Source organism: Lysinibacillus mangiferihumi, from assembly GCF_003049665.1.
Lineage (GTDB): Bacteria > Bacillota > Bacilli > Bacillales_A > Planococcaceae > Lysinibacillus > Lysinibacillus mangiferihumi.
In genome coordinates, this window is the sequence record NZ_PYWM01000061.1 from 1 (window position 1) to 8306 (window position 8306).

5 protein-coding genes are annotated in these 8306 nt (G+C 35.4%); 2 read left to right on the forward strand and 3 right to left on the reverse strand.

Annotated features, from left to right (window positions below; all coding sequences use genetic code 11):
* Positions 1–2694 (forward strand): hypothetical protein (locus C9J37_RS28650; RefSeq protein ID WP_167397449.1); only part of this gene is annotated, 2694 nt, incomplete at its 5' end.
* Between the two features lie 550 nt (positions 2695–3244).
* Positions 3245–3697 (forward strand): IS200/IS605-like element ISBsph1 family transposase, encoded by a 453-nt coding sequence (gene tnpA, locus C9J37_RS26610; protein WP_107897805.1) that lies wholly within the window; start codon positions 3245–3247, stop codon positions 3695–3697.
* Positions 3698–3916: 219 nt separating this feature from the next.
* Here tnpA and C9J37_RS26615 read toward each other — a convergent pair whose 3' ends face one another.
* From C9J37_RS26615 to C9J37_RS28655, 3 genes are all read right to left on the reverse strand, one after another.
* Complete coding sequence (locus C9J37_RS26615) at positions 3917–4807, reverse strand: tyrosine-type recombinase/integrase (RefSeq protein WP_107897806.1); 891 nt, start codon at positions 4805–4807, stop codon at positions 3917–3919.
* A 21-nt stretch (positions 4808–4828) separates the two neighbouring features.
* A complete protein-coding gene (locus tag C9J37_RS26620; RefSeq protein WP_107897807.1) occupies positions 4829–5674 on the reverse strand; it encodes a helix-turn-helix domain-containing protein in 846 nt (281 codons plus the stop codon).
* Between the two features lie 292 nt (positions 5675–5966).
* A partial coding sequence (locus C9J37_RS28655) for a hypothetical protein (RefSeq protein ID WP_167397450.1) occupies positions 5967–8306 on the reverse strand: 2340 nt, incomplete at its 5' end.

The window sequence follows — 8306 nt, forward strand, 5'->3', positions numbered from 1 at the left end:
GCTTCTAAAGCTGGTATTCCAGTAACATTATTCGTACCAGGTTCAGCTGACGGAATTAAAGCTCCAGTTACTGTTGAAGCACTTACTGACGAAAATGGTGTAGCAACTCACACTTATACTCGTTATGCTGCAACAACTGACACATTAACTGTATACGCAACTGGTGATCGTTCTAAATTCTCAACTGGTTTCGTATTCTGGGGTGTTGATTCAATCCTTAAAGTTGAAGAAGTAACTACTGGTGCTACTATCAACAACAATTCTAACAAAACTTATAAAGTTACTTACAAACACCCTGAAACTGGTAAATTAGTAGCGAATAAAGAATTAAACGTTTCATTCCTTGAAAACATCAATGTTGCTCCAAATGAAGCTAAAAACGCTACAGTAAACGGCGTAGCTGTAAAACAATTAACAAACAATACAGATCCAAAAACTGCTGTTATTACAACTGATTCAAAAGGTGAAGCTACATTCACAGTATCAGGTGCAAACACTGAAGTTACACCAGTAGTATTCGAATTAAATACTGATAAATCAAATGGTAAAGAGTACGCATCTTTCTATGAAGCTGACTTATTACAAGTAAATGCTCCAAAAGTTAAATTCGGCGCATTACAAGCTGCATATACTATCGATTTAGTTCGTGATGGTGGCGAAAATGCTGCATTTGGTTACCAAAATGGTCGTAAATACAAAGTCGTAGTTAAAGATAAAGACGGCAAAGTTGCTAAAAATGAAATCGTAAATATCGGATTCAACGAAGATTTAGACCGTGTAATTAGCACAAACACTAAATCTAAGTTTGTTAAAGTGAATTCTGATGGAAAACAAGTTGATTTCTACACTAAAACTCCAGATAACGGTAATACGCAAGATAAAATTACTGTGAAAACTGATGCTAATGGTGAAGCAACATTCGTAATTAGTAGCGAAAAAGGAAATACAAATGACTATGCAACACCGATAGCATGGATTGATATTAATAGTTCAAACGCTAAAGATGGTCAACTTGACGAAGGTGAACCAACTAAAGTTGGACAAATTTCTTACTTCGAAGACGCTAAATTAACAGGTGGTAAATTAGCTTCTGTTGATTCAGTTTCAGGCGATGACAAAGAGAAATTCAAAGGTAACGAAAGTGCTGACTTCAAATTCCAATTAACAAACCAATCTGGTAAGAAAATGCCAATCAATGAAACTGATTATGATGTAATTGCTGCAACATACACAGTAACAAACACTGGTGATAATGATGTAGAAGTAACAGCTGTTCATACAGATGGTAAAACTGAAGTAAAAACAGTATCACCAAACCGTGATTATACTGTAACAGTTAAAGATTCAGCTGCACCAGTAATTACAGTTAAACCAGCAAATTCAGAGAAATCAGCAGCAGTTAAAGTAACAGCTAATGCAATCGTTAAAGATTTAGCTACAAATGGATTAAAACCATTCACAATCTCTACAACTTCTGAAGCTAAAGCAACATTCACAGGTACAAAAGAAGTAGGTAACTTAGAAAAAGGTATTATTGAATCATTCAATACAGATAAACAAACATTCACTATTTCTGGTAAAAATCCAGTTAAATATGCTGATGTAACAGGTAAAACATTTGTTTATCGCGATCAACAAAACCGTCCAGTATCACTTGAAAACTTCGAAAAAGCATTACAAAATGCTACTACTGGTGTAGAAGTTACTTACGAGGTTAAAGGTGACGAAACTACATTCTATCTTGCATCAGTTGGGGGTACAGCTCCAATTGATACAGTTAAAGTTGGATCAGTAGATACTTCATTATCTTCTGTTAAAGTGAAAAATGTTGCAGCAACTGCAGCAGGCACTACTTATAATGCTGTATTCCCAGCTGGTACAGATTTAGCTGCTTTAAAAGTAGAAGATGTAGCAGTAACTGCTACAAACTCTGGTGCAAAAGTAGGGACAGTAACAGCTACTGCTGGTCAAGTTGCTACTTGGACAGTAGAAGTAACTGCAGCAGATGGCAAAACAAAAGCAACTTATACTATTAAAGCAACAGCAGCTGAAAGTACATTAAACTCAGCGAAAATCACTACTGAAGCAAAAGAAGGTAAAGCAGCAGTAGGTAACCCAACTGATAAAGCTACAGCTATTGTTTCAGGAGTTACATTTACTGCAACAGCAGCTAGTAACGGAAATGGAATTCAAGTTAAACTTGTAGCTGGTACACCAGCTGCTGGTAAAGCTGAAGCTAAATATGATGCAACTAAAAAGGAATTAAATGTTACAATCGCAACAGGAGCTACACAAGCTGATGTAGTAGCAGCAATCGATGCATTACCTGTTGCTGATAAAGTAGTTGCAGCAGTAGCAGCAACAGGTACTGATCCTGTAACAGCAGGTGATGGTACAACAGCAGGTGGTTATGAAGCAGAAGTTAAAGCAGTTGAAGGAGTTTTAACATTAACGTTCTCTGAAGCTGTAGAAGCATTAGCTGTTAATGACACATTAGATTTAACTATTGACGGTAAACCAGTTACTGGTACTGTAGCAACAGTTAGCACAGATAAAAAAGTTATTACTGTAAAACATGTATATAATACAGCAGTAGTAGTAGATAAAGCCCTAACAGTTATCAAATTTAAAGGCGCTGACCTTAAAGATGCTGGTGGTAACACTGTAAAAACATCTACTGTTCTTACTAAATAATTCTAATTTAAATATTAGATAAATGGTCCTGTGGGAGAATAATCTCCTACAGGGCTTTTTCTATTAGGTTCGGTTCCATTCGACTTTTCATTCAAAAACAATTCAACTTTCCTTATTAATATACTTATAGAGAGAACTTTAGAAAATTACACAAGACGCCCCTTCAGACAAGAACTGAAGAGTGTGTTTGATGTGTCCGTTTCAATTCAGCTTCATGCTAGTTTGAGCGGGCTTATAGAGAGGTGTCAATTGCTAGCTGTTTGGACTCGTATTGAAACAATGAGAAAAGTAAAGCTAGCCGGAGCATAGAAAATCAGTCAGGTCAGTAGTAGTTCAATAAGAAACTTATTTCCTAAAAATATGTGTCTTTCGATCAGTAATTATAAAGGAGTAATTACAATATATTGTGATTACTCCTTTTTTGTATGCATTGAAAACTCCCTGCTATGCAGGTAGTTCCGAAAAGCTTTTAACTATAGACAACAAAAAAACTCCAATCGTACAATAAAATCAGGTCTAGTCAACCGACTTTGTACGAAAGGAGCTCCAAATGGATATTAAAAGTTTAGCACATACAACATGGAATTGTAAGTATCATATCGTCTTCGTACCGAAATATAGAAGACAAGTCATTTATCGTCAAATCAAAGCGGAAATAGGAAGGATACTACGTCAGTTATGTGAAAGAAAAGGTGTAGAAATTGTAGAAGCAACAGCGTGTTCGGATCATATTTATATGTTGGTGAAGATTCCTCCCAAACTAAGTGTATCTGCTTTTATGGGCTATTTAAAAGGGAAAAGTAGCGTCATGATTTTCAATCGGCATGATAGTTTAAAGTACCAATTGGGAAATCGCCAATTTTGGTGTCGTGGATACCTAGTGGATACAGTTAGTCGAAATCAAAAAGTGATTCACAAGTATATCAAAAAACAATTACAAGAAGATTTACGCTATGATCAGATGTCAATAAATGAAATCATTGACCCTTTAAATTGTGAATGAATTAACTGGAAGAAGAAAAAAGTCAGCCGCTTTAGCGGTTTGTAGAAAAAAGAAGTATGGTTGGCGGATCTTTCAGAATGTGTAAGACATGAGGTATTTAAATAGCGTTTCACGCGTAAATAAACCCACCAGTTTTACTGGTGGGTTTTTAACAGAAAGCTTTTTAATGGGTAATATTTATTATTTTATTTGAATAAATATTCGGTAGATATTGTATTGTCATTTTAATTTCTTCATAGCCGACCTTAGATCATCTACTTTTAAATGTTGGTAACGTGCAGTGGAACGGGAATCGGTATGACCTAATAGAGTTGCGATATAATGTTGGTCTACACCGAGTAGTGTTAAGTGTGTTGCGGTACAGTGACGAATCACATGGGGGGTTAATCGTTTTGTAATATTGCATTGGGCACCAATTTTTTTTAATTTGATACGGATTTCTACTCCGCTAATGGGCATATTACGGCTTACGGGAGAGGGGAATAAATAATCTGATCCGTTGTCTTTCGTTTTCTGTAAATATTCCGCTAATATTTTTTGTAATTTTGGATGTAGAGGTAAATGAAGATCTCTGCCCCCTTTAATCCGTGGGAAGTATATTTTATTATTTTTTATATCGACATTTTCCTTTAACAACGTTCGAGCAGCTGTAATTCTGGAACCCGTGTAATAGAGTAAGCTGATTAATACATAGTAAAATTCGGAGAACTTTTTCGCCGTAGCCAATACTAATGCTATTTCTTCCATATCCAGAATTTCGGGTAAAGGTACATAGACATTTCGAGTGGATATGCCTATCGTTGGATCGACTTTAAAGTTCAACTCTATCACAAGATATTTGAAAAATGCCTTCACACCGTAAAAATATCTACTAATTGAATTGGGTTTATAATCTTGATTGCCTAAAAAATCTAGATATTCTAGAATATCATCCTTTGATATTTCCTCTGTTAAAATATGACCATCATATAAGTCATAAATAAAGGACGAGAACTTTTTTATATCATTTTCATAGCCAATAATGGTTTCTTCTGAATAGTACTTTCTTTTTAAATGTTGAAGAAATTTTTTAGAGTACTTAGGTAAATCAAAGTCAGAATGGATAATCAAAGAGATATCAGCTCCTTCTCGTTAGCTAATGTTTTCTTGAATATCTTGCATTGTATTGTGCTGCTCGTAATTATGAATAAACCAGCTTAATTTCGTATCACAATAGTTTAACTCCAATGAAATTAAGCCTTTTTGCACAAGGTAGTGATGTTGTTGGCGATAGGACATATTAGGACTTAACCATAAAATAGTAACGATTTTCTGTGGTTCACAAATATGCTGTAAATATTCTTCCGTTTGATAATAAAGGGAACAATCCCCTAACCAACTTTCAAAAAGTGTGCGTTGTCTTCTATCAGCATGGAGTAGTTGGAGATGCAATATATGATGCTCAACTTGTAATTGAAAATAGATTGGCTCATTGGATATGTTGATATAGCCCTTGTAGCTTTTATCTTGATCAACTTCTTCACTGTCTGAAAACCAAGCATTTTTTATTTTCGTAATACTTCGTTTGATATCTGAAAGCTCGTAAGGAGTCAACAAATGATAAAGCGTTTGTTGAATTTGCTCCTTAAAGTCTTCAATCATTGCACATCGTATGTCCTCATTTAATTTCAGTAATAAACTGTTTAACTCCATTATTTCATTTGTTAAAGGGGGAGGCGTTTCACTAGATGGACTATGAATGGCAGTAGTAGTTTGCAACTGTAATTCAACTAATTCTGCAAAAGACACGTCAAAAAAATCTGCATACTTTTGCAATACTTTTTCAGATGCTTTCCTCGTCCCTTTTTCTATAAAACCTACATAACTATGCGAAATTCCTAATAAATCTGCCAATGCAGCAAGCGTTAGATGATGTTTATGGCGTAGCATTTTTAGTCGATTTCCTAGAACAATGGCTTGTCCATCTTTGTTCTTCATGTCCTCACTCCCCTTTCTAAACTATCTTCCATTAGTGCATGCTTTATAAAAGGACTAGTAAAAGTAATGTTGGAACTATGCAATATATTGCGAAGGAACAGAAGATAAGTTGGTGACTAATTCGAATTGCACTATATTGGATAATTTCAATAAAAGGATTTATATCCTCAATTTGGTAGTGCTAGTTAGAAAGAAAACCCAATGCATTGCTATTTAACAAGACATGGGTTTTCATTTCCACTCATTTCACAAAACTTGTCAGCTAATGAAGTAACTTTTCTTTTTTGTTTTATTAAGGAGTAGCTACCTCAACTTTTGTAGTACGGTTACCTCTATCATCAATTGTAATAGTTGCTGTAAACTTCTCTTTAATGTAATCAGTAGCTTGAGCTTCAAAGTGAATCTTTAAAATTTTACCCTTGATATCAGCGGCTTCTACAGTAGTAACTGTGCTGCTAGAGCCATTAGTAGTACCACCAGAAGCTTTAGAAATAGTAATTACATTATTGTTATAACCTGTAGTAATATCAAGAGCATTTTGAACATCTGGATTTACATTCGCAATTGTGAAACCAGCAAGTGTAGATAATATAGTTAAATCTAAATCTTTAGCGTTGTTGTTCACTGCAATTGATGAAGTGATGTAAGTTGCAGTTAATTTTTGACCAAATTTCGGTGTAACAGTTACTGTAGCTGTACTTGATCCTTTAGATAACGTAACCGTATAAGTTCCTGTTGTAGAGGTTTCTACTACAGTTACATTTACTGAAGTATCATTAACTTCTTTTGTTACCTGTGCTTTTACAGCTTCAAGTTTAGTTTCTGCAGTATCAGTAGTAGCAACTGTGGCTAAAGCAGGTGCTACAGAAACTTTTCCTTTTGCCGTTGTAACAGCAGTAGCATCAGATGTTTTATCTCCAATAATATCAACCGGTTTAGTACCACCAGCATTTACAGAAAGAACATTGAATATTACCGTATTATCTTTCACTTCATAAGTTACTTTTACCCCTGTAATTGCCCCTTTAAGAATATTTACAAACTCTGCTTTAGAAATTGGTGCACGGTTTATATTTCTATATTCATATTTTTTATCTGTTTCACCAGCGTATTTCACCGCATCTTTTAGTACGGAACCATCAGTAAATACGATAGTTTCTTTTTCTGTATCGAATGAATGAATATCACCAGTAAATAGGTTCGTTACTTCTTTCGAAGAAGTGAATGTTGCAGTTGCTTCTTTTGAAGTAAATGCGAATTCTTTGTTTCCGTCTTTCGCTACACCAGTAGCAAGAACTTTCACAGAAGAAGATTGACCATCTACTGTAGTAACGTTGATTTCACCGTTTTCGGCAACTAATGTATACACGCGGTTTGGAGCGATTTCAACATTGCCAACTTTTACATTATTAGCACCAGTGTTGTAAACAGTGTACGTAACATCCTTTGTTGTGTAACTAGGATTCTGTACGACTTTACCGCTTTGGTTCGTAAGTTGTACTTTAAATGTTGCAGTTTCTCCACTAACAAATTTGTCAGTTTCAGTTGTACCATTGTAAGATACTAATTTAGAACCATCTAAATATGGTGCTTGGAAGTATGAAATTGGTGCAACCGCTGAAGGCTCACCTTTGTCTAAGTTTGCATCTTTACCACTTTGGTTATTGATATCAATCCAAACGATTGGTGTAGCGTAAGAATTTACAGCGTTACTTCCGATGACGAAGCTTGCTTCACCTTTAGCGTTTGTTCTAACAGTGATTTTTTTGCCGTCGTAGTCAACTTGTCTTCCGTTTTCGATTTTTACGAATTGAGCAGAAGTAACTGTAGAAATTACGCCATCAATATCTTCGTTAAATGCCACGTTAACAATTTCGTTAGCAGCTAACTTACCATCTTTATCTTTTACAATTACTTTATACTTACGACCATTTTCATAGCCTGTAGCAGCAGTTTCACCACCATCACGAGTTACTTCAATTGTGTAAGCAGCTTGAATAGCACCGAATGTTACTTTAGCCGCAACAGCTTGTAGTGTATCTGCAGTGTATTTTTGAGTGTATCCAGTTGTTGTTACTGTACCATTTGTGTTAGTAACTTGTACTGGAGTTGCTTCAAATACTACTGGCGTTACTTCAGCGTTCGAACCTGTAACTGTGAATGTAGCTTCACCTTTAGAATCAGTTGTAACTTGTGCAGCACGTGTGTTGTTATCGCTTGTTTGAACTACATTAATACCATTTACAGTAACGTTTTGTAATTTATCAACGGTTACATCAATGTTTTCAAGTACAGAAACGTTTAGTACTTTACCTGATACCGGTCTACCAGTTTCCGGGTGTTTGTAAGTGACTTTATACGTTTTGTTAGCGCCGTTGTTGATTGTATTACCAGTTGTAACTTCCGTAATTGTTAACGTTTGGTCAACAGCCCAGAATACATAACCAGTTGAGAATTTAGAACGGTCACCGTTAGCATATACAGTTACTGTGTCGTTTGTTGCAGCATAACGAGTGTAAGAGTAAGTAGCGATACCTTCATCGTTTGTTACAGCTTCAACTGTTACTGGAGCTTTCACGCCATTAGCAGAACCTGGGATGAAGAAAGTTACTGGAATACCAGCTTTTGTTTG